This window comes from Williamsia sp. Y844 (assembly GCF_056786475.1).
In genome coordinates, this window is the sequence record NZ_JBXCJB010000002.1 from 1 (window position 1) to 17,129 (window position 17,129).

General features: G+C 60.5%; 15 protein-coding genes and 2 rRNA genes. 12 read left to right on the plus strand and 5 right to left on the minus strand.

Features of this window, described 5'->3' with window-relative positions:
- The 5 genes from AC1TQG_RS12460 to AC1TQG_RS12480 all read left to right on the plus strand — a co-directional run.
- A 23S ribosomal RNA gene (locus AC1TQG_RS12460) occupies positions 1–115 on the plus strand; the annotation flags it as partial.
- Between the two features lie 114 nt (positions 116–229).
- Positions 230–346: ribosomal RNA gene (rrf, locus tag AC1TQG_RS12465) — 5S ribosomal RNA — on the plus strand.
- A 136-nt stretch (positions 347–482) separates the two neighbouring features.
- Entirely contained in the window at positions 483–1,670 is a 1,188-nt protein-coding gene (locus tag AC1TQG_RS12470) for an ATP-grasp domain-containing protein (protein ID WP_482137351.1), read from the plus strand.
- 73 nt (positions 1,671–1,743) lie between these two features.
- The gene (locus AC1TQG_RS12475) at positions 1,744–2,214 is read left to right on the plus strand and encodes a MarR family winged helix-turn-helix transcriptional regulator (protein WP_482137352.1); all 471 of its coding nucleotides are present in this window, start codon (positions 1,744–1,746) and stop codon (positions 2,212–2,214) included.
- Complete coding sequence (locus AC1TQG_RS12480; RefSeq protein WP_482138717.1) at positions 2,207–3,985, plus strand: AMP-dependent synthetase/ligase; 1,779 nt, start codon at positions 2,207–2,209, stop codon at positions 3,983–3,985. The genes AC1TQG_RS12475 and AC1TQG_RS12480 overlap by 8 nt, the downstream gene beginning before the upstream one ends.
- A gap of 419 nt (positions 3,986–4,404) precedes the next feature.
- Here AC1TQG_RS12480 and AC1TQG_RS12485 read toward each other — a convergent pair whose 3' ends face one another.
- Positions 4,405–5,052 (minus strand): type IV toxin-antitoxin system AbiEi family antitoxin domain-containing protein, encoded by a 648-nt coding sequence (locus AC1TQG_RS12485; protein ID WP_482137353.1) that lies wholly within the window; start codon positions 5,050–5,052, stop codon positions 4,405–4,407.
- Positions 5,053–5,117: 65 nt separating this feature from the next.
- Positions 5,118–5,507, minus strand: coding sequence for a VOC family protein (locus AC1TQG_RS12490; RefSeq protein ID WP_482137354.1), 390 nt, complete (start codon positions 5,505–5,507; stop codon positions 5,118–5,120).
- Positions 5,508–5,720: 213 nt separating this feature from the next.
- Here AC1TQG_RS12490 and AC1TQG_RS12495 point away from each other — a divergent pair, with 213 nt between their 5' ends.
- From AC1TQG_RS12495 to AC1TQG_RS12510, 4 genes are all read left to right on the plus strand, one after another.
- Positions 5,721–7,163 (plus strand): cytochrome P450, encoded by a 1,443-nt coding sequence (locus AC1TQG_RS12495; RefSeq protein ID WP_482137355.1) that lies wholly within the window; start codon positions 5,721–5,723, stop codon positions 7,161–7,163.
- A 114-nt stretch (positions 7,164–7,277) separates the two neighbouring features.
- On the plus strand, positions 7,278–8,567 hold the full coding sequence (locus tag AC1TQG_RS12500) for a TY-Chap domain-containing protein (RefSeq protein WP_482137356.1): 1,290 nt from the start codon (positions 7,278–7,280) through the stop codon (positions 8,565–8,567).
- A 269-nt stretch (positions 8,568–8,836) separates the two neighbouring features.
- The gene (locus tag AC1TQG_RS12505) at positions 8,837–9,139 is read left to right on the plus strand and encodes a WXG100 family type VII secretion target (RefSeq protein WP_482137357.1); all 303 of its coding nucleotides are present in this window, start codon (positions 8,837–8,839) and stop codon (positions 9,137–9,139) included.
- A 6-nt stretch (positions 9,140–9,145) separates the two neighbouring features.
- A complete protein-coding gene (locus tag AC1TQG_RS12510) occupies positions 9,146–10,570 on the plus strand; it encodes a hypothetical protein (RefSeq protein ID WP_482137358.1) in 1,425 nt (474 codons plus the stop codon).
- On the opposite strand, the gene AC1TQG_RS12515 is transcribed toward AC1TQG_RS12510, so the two are convergent.
- Positions 10,545–10,769: a hypothetical protein gene (locus tag AC1TQG_RS12515; protein WP_482137359.1), complete on the minus strand. Its 225-nt coding sequence runs from the start codon at positions 10,767–10,769 to the stop codon at positions 10,545–10,547. The two genes, AC1TQG_RS12510 and AC1TQG_RS12515, sit on opposite strands and share 26 nt — an antisense overlap.
- Before the next feature lie 358 nt (positions 10,770–11,127).
- Here AC1TQG_RS12515 and AC1TQG_RS12520 point away from each other — a divergent pair, with 358 nt between their 5' ends.
- From AC1TQG_RS12520 to AC1TQG_RS12530, 3 genes are all read left to right on the plus strand, one after another.
- On the plus strand, positions 11,128–11,376 hold the full coding sequence (locus AC1TQG_RS12520) for a hypothetical protein (RefSeq protein ID WP_482137360.1): 249 nt from the start codon (positions 11,128–11,130) through the stop codon (positions 11,374–11,376).
- A gap of 362 nt (positions 11,377–11,738) precedes the next feature.
- The gene (locus tag AC1TQG_RS12525; protein WP_482137361.1) at positions 11,739–12,149 is read left to right on the plus strand and encodes a hypothetical protein; all 411 of its coding nucleotides are present in this window, start codon (positions 11,739–11,741) and stop codon (positions 12,147–12,149) included.
- A 136-nt stretch (positions 12,150–12,285) separates the two neighbouring features.
- Positions 12,286–13,329 (plus strand): hypothetical protein, encoded by a 1,044-nt coding sequence (locus AC1TQG_RS12530; protein ID WP_482137362.1) that lies wholly within the window; start codon positions 12,286–12,288, stop codon positions 13,327–13,329.
- A gap of 530 nt (positions 13,330–13,859) precedes the next feature.
- Here the strand turns inward: AC1TQG_RS12530 and AC1TQG_RS12535 are convergent.
- Together AC1TQG_RS12535 and AC1TQG_RS12540 are read right to left on the minus strand one after the other, a co-directional pair.
- Complete coding sequence (locus AC1TQG_RS12535) at positions 13,860–15,197, minus strand: restriction endonuclease (RefSeq protein ID WP_482137363.1); 1,338 nt, start codon at positions 15,195–15,197, stop codon at positions 13,860–13,862.
- The gene (locus AC1TQG_RS12540; RefSeq protein WP_482137364.1) at positions 15,190–17,046 is read right to left on the minus strand and encodes a DNA/RNA helicase domain-containing protein; all 1,857 of its coding nucleotides are present in this window, start codon (positions 17,044–17,046) and stop codon (positions 15,190–15,192) included. The genes AC1TQG_RS12535 and AC1TQG_RS12540 overlap by 8 nt, the downstream gene beginning before the upstream one ends.
- Positions 17,047–17,129: the final 83 nt, after the last annotated feature.

Consider the following 17,129-nt stretch of genomic DNA (forward strand, 5'->3'; position numbering starts at 1 on the left):
TCACCACCTTTGCGTGGTTAAGGCCCCCTACAGACCATGGGGTAGATAGGCCAGAACTGGAAGCCCGGTAACGGGTGTAGGTGACTGGTACTAATCGGCCGAGGACTTACAACCAAAACATGACTTAGAAGTCACGCATCCACTGTGCAATATCTGAAACAACACACAAACAAACAAATGATCAGCACTAATCGTTTGATGGTTAGTTTGTGTGATGGTTTCACATTGTTACGGCGGCTATAGCGGTAGGGAAACGCCCGGTCCCATTCCGAACCCGGAAGCTAAGCCTACCAGCGCCGATGGTACTGCACCTTAATAAGTGTGGGAGAGTAGGACACCGCCGAACACAATTTGCGAATACCCTGTATTCGGGTCCTTTATTGGTTCCGAATGCAGGGTATTTTGCTATCTCCAAGACGGAGTCGGTGAAGGTTGTCGATCTCGGACACCTTCACGGCCTTGGGTGCGTAGTATCCGAGGACATGAGCACCCCTGAGCCTCGGCTGCTGGTGACCACGTCGCGCATGCCGTTCGCAGTCGACGAAATCCATAAGCTAGGGATGGCCGGCCGTGACGTCACAGCAGCCGACACCTTCAGGGCCTCACCTGGAAGTCATTCGCGTGGCGCCGCACGGCACGTGCAGGTGCCTGCGCCGGCGCAGGAAACCGCCGCGTTCATCGACGCGGTCGACGCTCTCATCGACAAGCATCAGATCAACTGGCTGCTGCCGATGTTCGAGGAGGTGTTCTACCTCGCCGCGTACCGTGACCGTTTCGAAGGGCGCGCCGAACTGTTTTTCCCATCTTTCGAGACGCTTGCGAAGGTCCACGACAAGGTTAGTTTCAGTGCGATGTGCGAGGGGTTGGACCTTCCGGTGGCCACTTCGATTGTTGCAACGTCGAACGATGAGCTCCGCGAGGCCGTGACGCACTGGGAGCACTGGTTCGCTCGCGCGGCCTTTGGGCGCGGTGGGCTGGACGTCATCACCAACTCCGGCCCGTTGGCCGGGGAAGGATCGCTCGACGACATCATTCCCACACCTGAAGACCCATGGTTGGTCCAGGAGTATCTGCGTGGTGTCGACCGTTGCAGCTGGAGCGTGGTTCAGCACGGTGAGGTCGTATTGCATTCGTGCTACGAGCACGCGCTCACGATCGACGACCGCGGTGGCATCGTCTACGAATCGGTGGATTCACCGGAGTCCTTGGACGCTGCGCAAACCATTGCGCGAGAACTGGATTGGCATGGCCAGATCAGTTTCGACTACCTGATGACCGGCGATGGTGTGCACCATATGGTCGAGTGCAATCCGCGTCCGACGGCCGGCTGCACAGTCGCAACGGCTGAGGAGTTCGATGCTGCGTTATTCGGGCCTCACCCCGACCGACCGGTTGTGGTTCCGCCTGGGCGTAAGAAGGCGATCAAATCTGCGGTGTTGCGCGACGCGCTGAAACATCCGACCCGTGCGCGTTCCGATCTCGCTGCCGCCAGGGGCGCGGGTGGAGTTTACGAGCAGCCGCATGATCACCTCCCGCTCCTGTATTCAGCGCTGTCGTTGCAGCATGTCCTGAAATACCGCAAGGCATTGGGACTCAGCCGGAACAAGAAGGAAGAACTGATGGCAGCTCAGTTCTTTGATGTCTTGTGGAACGGTTCTGCGATTCGTTGAGTCGGTGTCAGGCGCTGATGGGTGTATGGCGGGCGGCGGCGGACCCATACGCCCGCAGCGTTATAGTTGCGTAATGCAACACGATAGAAGTGGGGCAGTGTCGAAGGTGCACGAGGAGTTGGTGCACCTGGTCCGTGAGGTGATGACGGGCGAACGTCCTGCCGAGGGATCGGCCACGTTTGCGCAGCACTCGGTTCTGTCGTACGTCTCGCGTCACCCCGGTTGCCGTGCCACTGACATCTCGGACGCGTTCGAGGTTCACCGCTCGACGGTGTCGCGCCAACTCAGGCAATGCGTCGACTCCGGGTGGATCCTCGTGGAACCTGGTCCACTACGCCAGGGACACCCGCTCACGCTCACTGAGCTGGGCGGCGATGTTCTCGCGATCGCGGATCGTCAGCGATTTGCGCAGGTTCAAGCCCGCGTTCAGGACTGGTCGACGGGCGACGTCGCTGAGTTCGCAACCATGCTCCACCACTTCCGTTCCAAAACCACGCCCGTCCGCACGGGTACTGAGACCCCCGGAGATGACCACTGTGCGTGAGTACAAGGCCAAGGCAAACTTCACCATCGCCGACAACGACGCCCTCGTGCGGTCGGTTTACCGCCACGCCGAGCAGACACCGGATCTGGTCCTGTTCTCCCGCCCGGACGGTGACACCTGGCGCGATGTCACCGCCACCGATTTCGCCGAGCTGGTGACAGGCGTCGCGAAGGGACTCATCCAGCGCGGCGTGCAGCCGGGGGACCGGGTGGCGTTGCTGTCTGCCACCCGCTTCGAGTGGAGCCTCTTCGACTTCGCCATCTGGGCCGCCGGGGCGGTGTCGGTCCCGATCTATGACTCCTCCTCGCTGGATCAGATTCGGTGGATCGTCGAGGATTCCGGTGCGGTGCTGGCGATCGGGGAATCTGCAGTACACACAGCGGCGTTCGCGAACGTCGGCGTCGACGCGCTGGCCATCGATGATGGTGCGGTCGACGCACTGGTCACCTCCGGCCGCGAGCAGAGTGACAGCAGCGTGCAGGACCGGATCGCGCAGATCCGGGCCGATGACCTGGCATCACTGGTGTACACCTCCGGTACCACCGGCCGCCCGAAAGGCTGCCGGCTCACACACCGAAACTTCCTGTCCGAGGTCCGCGGCATCCTCACCGCCAGCATCGGCACGGTCGCCAAGCCCGGCAATCGGATGCTGACGTTCCTGCCGCTCGCACATGTACTGGCCCGTGCGGTGTCATTGGCGATGTTCGAGGCCGGCGGGACGCAGGCGCACTGGTCGGACTTCAGCACCATCGTCGGACAGTTCTCGCGGTTCAAGCCGCACACCATTCTCGGTGTGCCGCGGGTGTTCGAGAAGGTCCGAGACTCTGCCGCCCAGTCCGCGGCCAAGGGCGGTGCGCCCAAGAAAGCGATCTTCGATTTCGCCGAGAAGACTGCCGTTCGCTACAGCGAGGCGCTCGATACCGGCAAGCCGTCCCTGCTGCTCCGGGTGCAGCACCAGGTGTCAGATCGACTGGTGTACTCCAAACTCAAGGCGGCGCTCGGCGGCGATTGCTGGTTTGCAATCTCGGGCGGCGGCGCACTGATGCCGCGTCTGGGCCACTTCTTCCGGGGCGTTGGCGTGCCGATTTACGAAGGCTACGGACTGACCGAGTCGACGGCAGCGCACTGCGTGAATGTGCCAGGCGCACAACGGATCGGCAGCGTCGGGCAGCCGATGGGTGGCAACAGTGTCCGCATCGCCGAGGACGGCGAGATCGAGCTTGCCGGCGGCGTGATCTTCGACGGCTACTGGCACAACGAGCAAGCCACCGCCGACGCGTTCGATGATGGCTGGTTCCGCACCGGTGACCTCGGTGCCCTCGACGACGACGGATACCTGACCATCACCGGCCGCAAAAAAGACCTGCTCGTGACTGCAGGCGGCAAGAACGTCTCACCGGGGCCGCTCGAGGATCGGATGCGTTCACATCCGCTGATCTCACAGGCCGTGGTGGTCGGTGACGGTCGGCCCTTCATTGCTGCGCTGCTGACCGTGGATCCGGAGGTGCTGGCGCACTGGGGCTCTGAGAACGGCAAGGCCGACGGTGCTACGGCCCAAGATCTCCGGGCGGACCCGGAACTGCTTGCGGCGCTGCAGCTTGCGGTCGACGACGCGAACACAACCGTCTCCCATTCGGAGGCCGTCAAGAAGTTTGCGATCCTTGTCCGGGACCTGACCGAAGAGGACGGCGAGCTCACCGCCACCCTCAAGATCAAACGGAACGTGGTCTCCGACCGGTTCGCTGACGAGATCGACGCGCTGTACCACTGAGCGGTGTCTCGCCGGCCCCGCAAAGCGGTTGCCTGGAGACCGGACCCAGGCCAGCAGTTCGGGCCATCAGCCCGCTTCATGCTCGTGCAGCAGCCCGCTATGCCTCGCGGACTCGTTCCAGTGCATCAGCAGCGGAGACGGTCAAACGAGTCTGACCGGCGAGCTGCGCTTGCCAGGATTCTTCCGTAGGCGGTGTTTCGAACAAGAACGGGCCGGGGACTCGGGCGGTCGGTCCGAAACGGCGAAACAGTTCGGCCGCATCGGAATTGATGGCTCCGACGCGGTTCCGCCGATGAAATAGAGTTTGTCAGCATAATTGCCGCTGAGAAACGCCAAGACGTGTGAAATCAGGTGGTCGCGCTCGACTTGTCCGGGTGCGACTCCGAACTGTTTGGCGACAACATCACGTTCGTCCAGATTCACTTTTTGACGCCGGTCCAGCTCTCGGCGCGACGCAAGGCCGCACCAAGTCTCTGCGAGATTGCCAACTCGGTGAGTCGGTCATGGTCAGCACGCCGATACAGGGTGGATATTGCAGCTTGAACGTCGACCTCTGCGTCACCGAGCGAGGGCCTACGGGCGAGGTCGAGGATGGTTTGCTCCGGGGTGGTCACCAGCGCCGGACCCAACGCGGTTGTCACCTTCTCTGCGTCCACAGTGGTGGTGTTCCGTTTGACGAACCGAATCGATGCCGTCCGATCAGTTAACTCGATTCTTCGATGCTGCTTTGGTACCGCCACAAACGCGGTTGCCAGTACTCTCGGCAACGCACCGAGGACGCGGGCAGCGCTGACACCCATCAAAATTGCGTTCTCTGGGCCATAGATGGCCCCAGCGATCCCTGCGGCGACGGCCTCGAGTTCGGGTAGCCATGTCCGGCCTTGATATTGCTGAGGGACAGCGATGTAGTAGCCAGGCGCGGTGCGGTGAACGACGCCGCGATCGACGAGCCGCGCGAGTTCCGGTCGTGGGTGTGCGTAGGCGTTTGCGGCGTCTTGGGGCCGTATTGTTCGTAGCGGTAGGCGCGCAAGGGCAGCGGGTAGCGCGGTCGCACGCTGCGAAGCCATAGCACCTCCAGTAAGCAAAGAGTAGGCTTATAGCCTACGAAATGCATACTACGTATGTCCTAGTCTCATTTCAATGGCGGTGGCTCCCACAATTCGATCGCGTTGCCTTCGGGATCGTGGATTCGCGCGAACCGTCCGATCTCGGGTGTTGCATCCCATTCGGGCTTGACGATCACCGTGATCCCGCTGGCTGTGAGCTGGTCGAGTAGGTCGGCGATGTCGCTGACCCGGAGGTTGAGCATGTATTGCTTGTCCGCTGCCCAGTAGTCGGTGCCCGACTCGAACGGCGAGAAGACAACTGGCCCGCCCTGTACCTGCCACGACCATTCGTCGGCATGGCCGGCGTCTGGGGCCACGCATCCGGCTCCGACGCCAAGGTGCTCGCGGTACCAGGCGTTCAGCGCGTCGGGATCCTTTGCGCGAAAGAAGATTCCGCCTATTCCGAGTACTGGCATTCCGCTCCTCGTCGTGCCGGCGAGCGGGCGTGAAGTCCGCTGATGGAGGTTGGTGCCGCAACGGGCGGCATGTCGATCGTACGGCCGGTCACCTCTGGTCAGAAGGCTGTTGATCTCCGCCGTATCCTTGACAGCACCTCTCGCGCTGGTACCGTCCGAGCAGAACCAACTGGCACGAGATCGCACCGGATCTGAAGTGGTGGGTATGTCCCGATGACGAGTTCACTATTGCCCTCCCGGGCGGTGATAACCGACAGGTTTCAACGGGCGGCCGCGCGAGCCGCCTCGGTCTACCCGTCGCCGGTGCGCCCGCTGGCAGAACCTCCGCCCGGCAGTGACCTGAAGCCCGTCATGGGCAGCTATGGTGTGCCCGGCCTGGGCCACGTGATGGAGAGTGTTGCGCATCCGTTGGCCTTCGGGCGGGAGCGGTACGAGCTGTTCGGTCCCGTGTCGTGGACTGGGGCCCTGGGGTTCCGGATTGTCACGGTGACGGGTCCCGAAGCGCTCCAAGAAGTTTGGCTGGACAAGAATAGGGTCTTTTCCAGCGAAATCGGGTGGCAGCCCGTCATTGGCCCGTTCTTTCATCGTGGCCTGATGCTCCTCGACTTCGACGAACACCTCTTCCACCGGCGAATCATGCAGCAGGCCTTCACCCGACCGCGACTCGAGGGTTACCTCGCATTGTCGCGTCCCTTGGTGTCGAAAACCCTGGGATCGTGGACGTCGGGGGACAAGGTCCCGTTGTACGACCGCACGAAAGACATTCTGCTGGAGTTCGCGAGCCAGGTGTTCATCGGTGAATCTCCCGACGGGGCGACCGCACGCGAACTGTCGCACGCCTTCGACGACGCCGTGCTTGGGGCTCAAGCTGTTGTGCGCCAACCGATTGTGCCCGGGCGATGGTCGCGTGGCCTGCACGGTCGACGCTACCTGGAACGCTACTTCCGCAGCGCCATTCCCCAGCGGCGCAATAGTACTGGCGACGACCTGCTCACCGTGCTGTGCCAATCGCAGACCGACGAGGGAAGTACCTTCACCGACGAAGACATCGTCAACCACATGATCTTCCTGTTGATGGCGGCCCACGACACCAGCACCATCGCGCTGTCGATGCTGATGTACCACCTCGGCAAGGATCCTGCACTGCAGCAACGACTTCGGGAGGAAGTACAAGCGCTGCCCGACGAGGCGTCGATGGATGACCTCAACGCTGTGCAGCTCCTCGACAACGCCTTCAAGGAATCGCTGCGGATGTACGCACCTGCCGGCACTTTGTTTCGGCAAGCCACCGCGGACACCAGCATTCTGGGACACTTCATTCCCAAGGGCGCCGAGATCGCCCTCGGTGTGCACACATCAATGCGACTGGACACGTGGTGGGATCGGCCAGATGAGTTCGATCCCAGTCGTTTTGACGACCCTGAGACGATGACGCGGATACACCGTTATGCGTGGTCACCCTTCGGGGCCGGTGCGCACAAGTGCATCGGTATGCACTTCGCATCACTGACTGTCAAAGCAATCCTGCATCGTGTGCTCCTCGATTTCCAATGGACGGTACCTCCGTCCTATGTTCCGTTGATGGCCTGGGGGACCGGTCCGACGCCGGCCGACGGTTTGCCGGTCCGACTCCGCAGAATGGATTCGGGCACCTAGCAACCAGGATCGCGGATTGCAGCGGGGATTCGGTGCGCACCGCGATGTCGTAGGCCTGTTTTACCGTGTGCCACGAGGTCATCGCCGATGATCGACGGCGCTGGGGAGGGCACCATGGCAACACTGGATTTTGGGGACGACACCAATTTCGACACAAGCGAGCGCGCCACCTGGAGCCTGTTCGCCGAGGAGTTGGCCGCCGGGGTGGCGACTCTCAAACGCCACGCGTTCATCGAGGTGGCACGCACCGATCTGGTCGGGGGCTACCACCCGCTGCTGATATTCACGCTGACCGGATCCGGGCGGCTGCGGTGCACGATCGATCCGATGGCCTTCGTGGCCTTCGAGTTGAACGGCGCGCTTTCGGTGGCGCGGGCCGAACGCTTCATCCTGTTGGGGCAGGGCTGGCGGCTGCTGCGCAACCGCGTGATCATCCACGAGGTTGGCAAGCGGAGTGTCGACAAGCTCGTTTCGGCCGCTGTCCGATCACTGTGGCAGGTGTGGAAGTTCGACAATCCGACGGTCCTGACGGTGCGCTACCCGGCTGCTCCGCTACCCGAGACGCCGGCCCGGGCCGGTGAACAGTTCCAAGCGCCTGCCTCCGTCATACCGCCGGCCAGGGGAGTCAAAAGGACTGCGGCCGCATCGGTGGGCAATGTGCCCGATGATGCGCCACATTTGCTGGACATGACCTATAAGATCCTGGCCGCGCGCTTCGGGGAACGAGTTACGCTCGACCAGAAGGTAATTGGGTTGGTCACCGATGAGGGTCTCCACACCAACATTCTGGTGTCGCCGCAGACACTACGACTCGAGTTCTGTACGGTGCTGGCGCACCAGATTCCGGACATGGATCTGCTCGGTGCGGTGATCGCCGAACACTCGTCGCGCTGGCCCGACATCTCGATCGTGGTCACCAAAGGCCATGTGTTCGCGGTCCGCGCGATGGAGGCCGCTGTCTTCTCTCAGGCCAATCTCCTGGCGACGGTGCGGGCGTGGCAAGAGTTCTGTAGCGATGGAGCGATCGACATGATCGAGCAACTCCAACCCGAGGCGGAGAACGATGTCGACTGCATGCTGTTCGACCAGGTTCCGGAGCGTCTGATCGATATGGTCGACCGGTACTCCCGCGGTGATCGATCTGCCCTGACACCTGAAGAGATCGCCCGCGGGTGCAGAGGCAACACACCGATGCTGCGCCGGTATGCGCGCATCTGCGCCGACCAGATCAGTCAGATGCAAGGTATGGAACAAGCGTGGACTGCCGTCGGCGGTAGCGCCGAGGAAATCGCGGGCTGCCGTCGACAGCGGCAGGCCATCGAACTGTTCATGCCAGTACTGATCAGTGCGATAGCCCTTGCCGCTCAATACAATGGTGAGCGGGAGGTGGGTCGGTGGAGTTGAGGGAAAAGCTGCCAATTCACTCTTGGGCGTGCCTACTCGCTGCAAGAGGATTAGATTTGGCGGCAACTTGACCATGAGAAACGGAGTCGTCGTACGTGACTCCGAAGAGCCACAGCTCATCTGCTCACTTCGGATCGAAGCGGACCAGCCACTTGAACATTCAGGCACCGGCCGTTGACCGTCGTCGATGAGCAGGTAGAGTTCGACGGACAAATCAGAGCAGAGGTTCTGATCGGCGCTGGGGGGTGCTAGTGGGGTCTCAGTTTGGTGTGGACCCTGAGCTCATGCTCAGGAGTGCTGCGAAGCTAGCGACGTGGCATGCGGATAGCGAGGAATTGTTTAAGACGGGGCATGCACGGCTCGGGGAATCCATCGAATCTGGGTGGGCCGGGAGGTCCGGAGATGCGCTCTCAGTAGTCTTGGACCGGTGGCGTAAAACTGCCGGGGATTTGACCAAACGCATCGAAGAACACGCAAACGGTTTGGCGGGCGCTAACACGGAGTTTGCGGGCCTCGAACAGCAGAGCGCTGAAAAGTTGTCGACAATTCGTAAGACCCCGTTGGATCTGTAGTCAGGTATGTCGATCACGATTGCCGACGTTGACCGTTGGAGCACAGCAGAGATTGAGCAGGTGTTCTCAATCTGCACGGCGACTGCCGCACACTGCGATGACACCTCGATGGGTTTGGCAAACCTAGATGTGTTCACATCCTGGTCTGGGGATTCAGCCGACGCAGCATCGGAGTCTATTGGAAAGACTCGCCTCGACCTGAGCCGGCACTCTATGGAAGCCTTGGCTGTGGCCTACGCAGCTAAGGCTGCGGCCGGCGAGATTTCAGCGGTTAAGTTGTCGCTGAGAAGTATCCGTGCTGACGCGGATACTCATGGTTTTGCGATTGATTCGGTTTCGGGAAAGGTCAGCGACCCGAGCCCGTCATCGATGCATGGCTGGTCGCAGCAAGCAAAGGCCGACTATTACGCGTCTCTTAGTGACCTGCAGGCAAGAGTGAATAATCTGTTGCTCGCCGCTGATCGGGCAGATGGCAGCCTCGCCGCCGCAATCCGAGGTGCAGATGGCCAGCTACCCACAACCGATCTTCGGGATACACCGGATGCAATCGGCGAAAGTAGCATTAATCGTCACCAGAACCAGGTCAGCGCCTTCGAAGAAGTCTACGGCCGTGTCCCCCTGACCGAGAACGAGTGGCGCATGGCCGAGGCGCTGGATTCAGAGACCTATGACCCAAAGTATCGAGGTGCGGATGCAAATGTCGTGGTTGGAACCATCAACCCCGTGCCGGGCCACGGAGTAATTCGAACCAATCTATACATTCCGGGGGAAGAGGCTCAGAACATCACGCTGAATCCCGGCGACGTAATTGATGGGCGAGCGTTCCCGAATAACTCAGGCGATAATCGTGGTCCCGATGCCAACGCCGACGCAGAACACTCTCGTGTTTCGATCTACGTGGATTACGAGAACGGGGTAGTGGTCGCTCGTCAGAACCCGACAGTTGTGACCAGTGGGCCAAACGTGCCGAAGGCGGATATTCCAGAAGTTAGAGTTGCGCAGGCCCCCGACGGCACAGTAAGAACTCACTACTTTGGGACGGACACCTATCAACCTGAGCTCGGGAAAAGGTTTGGGATTGGTGTTGAGGGCGACGTCACGGTGAAGCCGAACGCGGACGGAACAGTTGACGTTGGCGGGAAGGTGGGCAGTTTTCCGTCGGCGGAGATCTACCAATACAACTCCGACGGCACGTCGTCTACGTTGGTGAGTCATGAAGCGACCCAGTGGGAATGGGGTCCACTCGCGAATCTTCCCAAGGGTCCTAACCACGAGATTGGGGGCGATGTTCCTCAGGTTGGAGCACCTCCAAAAGCCCCTCCACAGATGGGCTATCCGGGCACCCAGCAGGGTTCTGCCCCAGTCGTAGGAACTGAGCTCGGCTCACCAGGCGATCCGCCGAAAGTCAAGATTGTCGAGATTCAGGAATGAAGTCGAAAAGGTCAGGGTTTTTGCGGCTGTGGGGATCGTCGATGCTGTGGGCGATACCAGTGGCATACGTGGTTTGTGCAGCGGGCTTTACCATTGCAATGGCGATCGGTCTCTTGAGCGACAACTCCGCCGATTCACTTTCGGACTTTATAGGATCGATTCTCGTAGGTTTCTTCATATGGGGCACGATAATTTTCATCGGCACGTGTTACCTGCTGGTTCCACTAATCGGGCTGGTCATTGCTGGGGCGCGTCATTTTCTAGCTGCACGACGTTCACGTCTGCGAGCGCGGCGACCGTGAGTGTGGCGTGATGTCAGCTGCCGTTGAGAGGGCTATTGGGCGAGTGGCGGCTGATTGTTGTTTATGCTCGAGCGGGTCGGTACATGGGTTGTTCATTTGGTGACTCCAATCCCCGCAGCCGAAGTCGCTGGCATTGTTTCCCTCTGGACTGGGCCCCATGGCCAGTTTCGCCGCTTCAGGTATTGCATCTGTTGTGTTCAAGATGGCGTAACTCACGCGACGGGAAGGCCAGCTTGGGTCAAGGAGGTACATGCCGTGACAGCACGCGAGGCAGCACGGGCCATCAGCGGTCTCGTGCTCGGATTCGTGTTTTTCGGTCTCGTGTACCTGATCATTTTCATGATTCCGGTTCTATGGATCGCTGCTCCGCTCGTTGCCTGTCTCGCCTGTGTAGCGCTCGGGTCGTACGGGTACCGGGTGTTCGAGGGGGATTGGGCCGCAGTGGCATTCGGTGGCGCAGGATTCGTGGGAGCTGCAGTCTCCGGCCTTCTCTATCTCTGGTGAAACTGCCTTGAGTTCAGGGCAAAGCCGTGTGGTTCGGCTAAGTCTCGATCCCTGTGGTTGGCGTCGTGATCACGGCGATCCGCCCTCTTGTGGTCGTCTCGGATCATCGGCACAAGTGTCTAGCGGACGGCACGCAAGGCGGAATCACGAGCGAGGGAAACTATGCTGCATCAGTTTCGGACGAGCTGAGGTTCAAGTCCCGAAGCCAGCTGCTGCACGGAGTCAACGTGGCATTGAGCGGGTGTACTGCGGTGGTTCCAGACATGCGAACCGAACGTTGCCGGCCTCGACGGTGCGAGTGCCGCCGTCTGTCGGTAGTCGGCGCTATCTTGTCTTCAGAGATCGGTTGAGGGGAGGCCACCATGGAAGAATCGGACCAGACGTCGGACGTGCACGAGTGGTCAGACATGGCGACATGGATCGTCGAGTCGCTCACCGACAAGCCAGTCGGCTTCATCTTCGAGATGGGTCCGAGTGACTACGTCTATCACGACGACGCCGACGACGAAGTCGACGTCACGTGTGTTCAGGTCCAGATGCTGGATGGCGGTGTGATGGTGCTCCGGCGGTCGCGAACGGTGCTCGGCCACTTGTTGATCGCCGACTACTCGTCCGACAATCTGCCCCTGAACCGATGGCTCTTCAACGACCATTTCGACGACTGCACCGACGGCTATCTGTTCAGTCGTGACCCGGAACTCGTCGCTGATGCTTGCGTCACCTGGTTTCGCGACAACTGCGGAACGCGCTCGCCCCAACGACCTGGGGTGTGAATACCGCTACCCGGATGAGCTTCTCCCTCCGGCGGGGGACTGAAGCCACGCTCGCAGCCGCGGATGCGCAATATCGCGGTCCGATTAGCGTCGGGCACCGTTGAATCCCTGTTGACCCCTGCCGCAAGGAGCGCCGATGGAAGCAGTGATGCAGGCATTGTGCAGAGCCACAGCCGTATTGCCGAAACCGATGGTCGCGTGGATGGTTGAAACCGCAGACCCGCTACGGCAGCCCTGGCGAGACCTGGTGCGGCGCCCCGACCTGACTGACCAGCAAGCGTGGGAGTGTCTGTGGCGGGACGATGCCTTGATCAAGTCGGCGATGAAGATTCCGGGGAAGTGGACGGCCAACGCGACGTCGGATCGCCTTGCGGACACGGTGGCGCTGTATCTGTCGCGCCCGGACGTGCCGGCCGGCCGCATCGTATTACTGCGCACGCGACTTGATTCAGGCCAGGTGCGCCGAATTGATTTGCTGCGTATGGTAACTCGCTTGGAGGGGACTGATCTGGTCTGCCGCGAGATCGTCGCGGAGCCGCCGCCGGAGTCGTCCCGTGAAGAACACGTCGGGCAGCGGGAACTGGCGCTGATTGACCGGTATCGACAAGCAGCGCGCGACGAGGTCGCTGAGAGCGAGAGCGCGGCCAAGCATGTCGTTGAACGCGTCGTCGGTGGGGAAGGGTTGATCAGCCGAGCTGCGGTGGCACGGAGATCGGACCCGATTGATCCGCTACGGACCCTCAAGGCCTGTTTGTTTGGGCGTGGGTCGGTCGCAGCCCGTCCTGAGGATGGTGATTTCGTGACAGCGCAGTACCTGTTGACGCTCGGCCGCAACGCATCGACCTACGGCTATGGTGATGCCGGATTGGGCGAGGTGCTGTCGGTGTTGCGCCCCATCCTGCGGGCCTACCTCAACCCGGGATACACGCCACCGAAGAGTTGGGTGTCTGAACGCTTGTTGACTTTTGGGGAGGCAGGTGTTGTGCCCCTGGGACATTCGATCTATTCGGAGGAGGGGGATTACCTCGTTAGTCGGTTCGGCTTTCAGGTGAGCAAGTATCAGGCGTTAGGGAAGTTGGTCGCAGAGAACACCGACGTGCCGCTGCGGGAGCTGTGCGGCCGGGTGGAAGCGGCGCAGTTGGCGCGTCATCGATGGATTGTTGAACAGCAGCAAAGTTAAACGGGTTGCGCAATCGGGTCCGCAGGATTGCCGAACAAATACGCCCACCTGCACGACTACACGGGTACTTCAGCGATCTCGCCCGGAACGACCTGCTGGTGAGCATCCTCGAATCTCTCGAGGGCCGGCTGTACTGGGTGCTCCGGCAGACAGCGATCCCCCCATCGACTCCGGCACGAACACGAGGATCTCCTCGACGCCATCGCTAACAAAGACGCCGACCGCGCAGCATAACTCGCGATCGAGCCTGTGCGGTTCAACAAAAATCGCGTGGTGAAGTACCTCTTTGGGGGCCACACCCAAAGACTCAGTCGCAGGCTGAGTTCACTAGTCGGCGCCGCCGACACAACATCTCATGATCTCATACTCACGCAACGCTGCGTGAGTTCCATTCCGCATGGACAAAATACGGCCTCACCAAGAAAGTTGTCGGGAACTTTTTGCGAACTTCTCGCGTAGCTTTGTACGGTCGCGCGCCTGCCGAATGGGAAGCTGGAACTTTGGGCAAGGCAAATCGATCGCGCTCCCGGTTACAACGTCAGGACTTCCTCGGGGCGGCGTGCGCTGATCCGAAGCGGATAGTCAGCGATCAGCTGAGTGAGGAACATTTCCAGATCTCCCCCATAGCTTTCCATCGCTAACCGTCTCACTGTTTCGGCGAGAGTTTGCCCATCGATCAGCACTATCGGATACTGGTCGTCGATCATTTCGGTCTGTGCGGCCTTGCTAAAAACACCCGTGGTGACGTAGACGCCAATCCATCCACGCCGGAGCCTCGCCACGACGCGTGCGAGTTGTTCAGCGCTGACATGAGAATCGAGCAGAACGCACTTTGCTTGGCCCAAGACGACCAGTGAAGTCATCGCGGGGCCGTCCCCGACATCAAGGCGCCCAATAAAATCGGTGCCTCCGTCTCCGCTCCCTCGTGTAAGCCAGCCCTCGCGGTAGCGTGCGCCGCGACGACCTAAGACATCAGCGGCCACTCTAGCGGCGAGTACCTCGAACGCGTGTTTGCGGCCGTCGAAGAAGGCATATGTATCTTCGAGGACTCTGGCCTCCGCTGAACCCGGCTGAGGCTGCTGATCCGTTTTCGACCGAAGGCGGTCGGTCGCGACCTGTCGCCGCACATTTGGGAGTGCAGCGGCACCGCCCGTTACCCACTTTCGCCACGCCAAAGGCGAAAAGCGAAGTGTCTCTTTCAACGACAGATCTGGATTCCGGCGGTCGTCGATCCATCTCCAGTCGACGAGCTCGCTCTCTGCCGCAGTGCTAAGGACAGCTAGGTCAAACACATAGTTGGCAAAGCTTTGTCCAGTTTTTGGATCGCGTTGGACGAGCGTTTCGACCCGCTCGACGATAGCGATACCGCAGAACTCGACGTACCCCTTAACGACGCCACCTTCGGGGACCGCGCGAAATATCATGACCGGCGGCGCCGAGGCACGCTCATCTGGGGTAAGCGCCCTGTGAAGCAAAGAAGCTTCAAGGAGTCCAGCATTTCCCCGAGTATTGCCGACTGGTCCCACTGACGTCACTTTATGGTCGCCAAAGTATCTCACGTGACCGTGATTGAGGTTGTATACGTCGTGCCATGGCGTAGTTTCACTGCCAGCTTTCGCGGGGCTGGAACGCAGAGCGATAACCGGTCTGCGTGCACCATCCACCGCTCCGACCGATTTCGGGAGGTTGATGCCACTTTCCAACGACAAGCGCGTGCCACCGAGGGCTGCAGTGTGGAAGAAGAAGTTTGGGAAGCCGTCGACGCTAGATTGAGAATCTGGAAACCCGCGCGGATACCTGTAAACATCTCCTACGCGCATCGGGCGAGGATCTGGAAAGGTTCCATTCGATCCAGCGTAATCAGTCATGAGGAAGCAGCGTTTGCAGAAGGGCGAGCGTCTCGGGATCCGTCGAATACAACGTCATTCCGCGCATACCTCGAGTCAGTAGAACCTTGTACGTGTTCCGAATTGCCCGGTCGAAACCATCTGGGTTACCTCGCTTGACCTGGTTGTCGTGGTTGAACTCAGGCCTTGCTTCCCAGTGGTCCGACCGCCACACCAAATCGGGTCCGAAGATGACGCCGCCGTAGTCGTACTCGAATCCTTGCGCGGTATAGACACATCCGACCTGGTTGAAGCCAGCCGGGTCTGACGCCCAGTAGGGCGTGCCGGGCGCACCGTCGTGCGATGTCTGCTTCTTGTTGTTCCACGGGCGTTTCCAGTCGCCAATCACGACGTCGTCGACAAGGCCGCCGCCCTTTACCGGATCACTCCAGGTCCAGCAATAGCCGGCCGCTATTCGCGCCGAATAGCCTTCGTCGAGAAGCGATCGCAGCTGGTGTTCGACTAGGGATGGCGAGTTGGAGACCCGCACCGCGAAGGACTCGTCACCGATCCATTCGATAGGTCCACCCGGTTCGAGGCCGAGTAGACGAAGCACCCAATTCTCGTAGGCGCGGCTGCCACCGCAACGGAATTGCCCGTCGAGCGAAACCATCCGCACCTTGCATCCCATACGTTCGGCGGCGCCGCTGATGTCCGCGACGGTTCCTCGCTCGGACGGCCGAACCACCTGAAACTCGTCCAACAGGAAGACCGGTACCCGCGCCGCATCGATCAGTTCTTCGACCTGTGGTCGACCAGTGCGGAGTGCCGCTTTCGTGTAGCGGTTGGTCGACGTTTCCTTGACCCGGTGAGCCTCATCGTTGATGAGCACGTCGATCTCGTTGGGTTCGGCGTCGATGAATTGGTTGTAGTACTTGAACATTTGCTTGACCCTCGGTGCGCGAGCACCTGCTACTCGGCGCAGGGTCATGGTGAACGCCGACGACCCGGTCGCGTGAAGCGCGGTGCGGCCACGCCGCGATAGTTCACCGAGCAAGCTCAGCGCGATGACAGACTTCCCCGAACCAGGACCACCGGTGACGATGATGACCTCTTTGGTGTTGGACCGGTACGACTCGTCGACGGCTCGCAGGACCAACGAGTACGCGGTCTGCTGTTCGTCGAGGAGAACGAATTGCTCGCGACGCTGCACCTCGTCCGCGGCTAGGGCCATAAGTTGTTTGCTGGGACGGACGGCCGACGACAACAGTTGGTCCGCTGCATCGGCACCGGATTTGTTTGAAATCTTGCTGTTGAAATACTTCAACAGTTCACCGCGCCGCTGCCCGGTGAAGAGACGTCCGGTATCGGACTGTGGCAGTTTCCAGAGGTCTTGGATGTCCATGTCGGTGGCGTTGTGCAGGTAGGCGACACCTGCGAGTTGATCGGTACTTCCGCCCAATGTCGCGATGAAATCACTCAGGTGGGTGCAATAGCGGCGCACCTGTTCGACCGGGTGTAGTCGCTCGCCAGCACCGTCGAGCAATACGACGTCGTCCGTACCTTCGAGGACCGATGCGCTATTCCATTGCTTCAGTTCGACCACCACGTAGGAGGGCTGACCGGTCTTTGGGTGAAGACCACATATCACCGCATCTGCACGCTTGCTGGTTAGCGGCAGCTGGTACTCGACGAGAAGCTCGGCCTTCTCGAGACCTGCATCCACAAGATCGCCTGCGAGGACTGCAAGGCTTCGCTCCCACGAGCGGACTTCCGCGGGGGAGGGGCTGTACCCAATCTGGAAACGGAACTGTTCGGTCAATAGGGATACGAGACTCCCGGACTCGATCTGAGATCGAACGCCAGCGACAGAGTTGCGGTACAACGGCAAGACGGCTCCAGGAAGGCATGAAAGTCTTCCCGCACGGGTGGAGCCTTGTCATATAGACGCATGCTGTCGGGCCGAAGCGGATT

Coding starts and splice junctions, on each gene's coding strand:
- AC1TQG_RS12490 (WP_482137354.1), bottom strand. CDS start 5,507: ATGCCAGTACTCGGAATAGGCGGAATCTTCTTTCGCGCAAAGGATCCC.
- AC1TQG_RS12515 (WP_482137359.1), bottom strand. CDS start 10,769: ATGAAAATTATCGTGCCCCATATGAAGAAACCTACGAGAATCGATCCT.
- AC1TQG_RS12495 (WP_482137355.1), top strand. CDS start 5,721: ATGACGAGTTCACTATTGCCCTCCCGGGCGGTGATAACCGACAGGTTT.
- AC1TQG_RS12470 (WP_482137351.1), top strand. CDS start 483: ATGAGCACCCCTGAGCCTCGGCTGCTGGTGACCACGTCGCGCATGCCG.
- AC1TQG_RS12530 (WP_482137362.1), top strand. CDS start 12,286: ATGGAAGCAGTGATGCAGGCATTGTGCAGAGCCACAGCCGTATTGCCG.
- AC1TQG_RS12535 (WP_482137363.1), bottom strand. CDS start 15,197: ATGACTGATTACGCTGGATCGAATGGAACCTTTCCAGATCCTCGCCCG.
- AC1TQG_RS12500 (WP_482137356.1), top strand. CDS start 7,278: ATGGCAACACTGGATTTTGGGGACGACACCAATTTCGACACAAGCGAG.
- AC1TQG_RS12475 (WP_482137352.1), top strand. CDS start 1,744: ATGCAACACGATAGAAGTGGGGCAGTGTCGAAGGTGCACGAGGAGTTG.
- AC1TQG_RS12510 (WP_482137358.1), top strand. CDS start 9,146: ATGTCGATCACGATTGCCGACGTTGACCGTTGGAGCACAGCAGAGATT.
- AC1TQG_RS12525 (WP_482137361.1), top strand. CDS start 11,739: ATGGAAGAATCGGACCAGACGTCGGACGTGCACGAGTGGTCAGACATG.
- AC1TQG_RS12485 (WP_482137353.1), bottom strand. CDS start 5,052: ATGGCTTCGCAGCGTGCGACCGCGCTACCCGCTGCCCTTGCGCGCCTA.